General features: G+C 41.7%; 1 protein-coding gene. It reads right to left on the bottom strand.

All coding sequences use genetic code 11. From position 1 onward, the window contains the following. Positions 1 to 509, bottom strand: a 509-nt coding sequence (locus L2740_RS21430; RefSeq protein WP_420833554.1) for an iron-containing alcohol dehydrogenase, incomplete at both ends; no start/stop codon positions are given.

The raw sequence follows: 509 nt of genomic DNA, 5'->3' as shown, positions 1-509 counted from the left end.
ACCATAAGTTCTGAGTCGTTTACCGCGATAATTGGAGTAAAGTGCTTATCAACCACTGGGTATTTGGTTTCATCAGCTTCGTTAGTGATGATGGCAAATACGGTCATTTCTGATGCAGTACCTGCGGTAGTATTAATGGTCACAAGTGGTAATTGTGGCTTCTTAGATGTGTGCACACCTTTTGAGTAGTCACGAATATGGCCACCATTGGCAGCAACTAATGCGATACCTTTTGCTGCGTCGTGTGAAGAACCACCACCAAATGAAATAACAAAGTCACAGTTTTCTTGTGCAAGTAGCGCAAGGCCATCTTCGATATTTTGTTCAGTAGGGTTTGGTTTAACACCGCCATAAATAGCAAAGTCGATGTTATGTTTTTTTAGTTCATCAGTGAGTCGATCAACTAAGCCAATTTCAACTAATACGCTGTCGGTAACGATAAGTGCTTTGCTTAGCTCTTTGTTTGCTAGCTCTGCGCCTAGAGATTGAATTGCGTTTTGACCCATAAG

Origin of the sequence: Shewanella pneumatophori, from assembly GCF_023283895.1 — a bacterium.
Classification (GTDB): domain Bacteria; phylum Pseudomonadota; class Gammaproteobacteria; order Enterobacterales; family Shewanellaceae; genus Shewanella; species Shewanella pneumatophori.
Note: the sequence above shows the minus strand (reverse complement) of the source record. Positions and strands in the feature narration are given on the sequence as shown.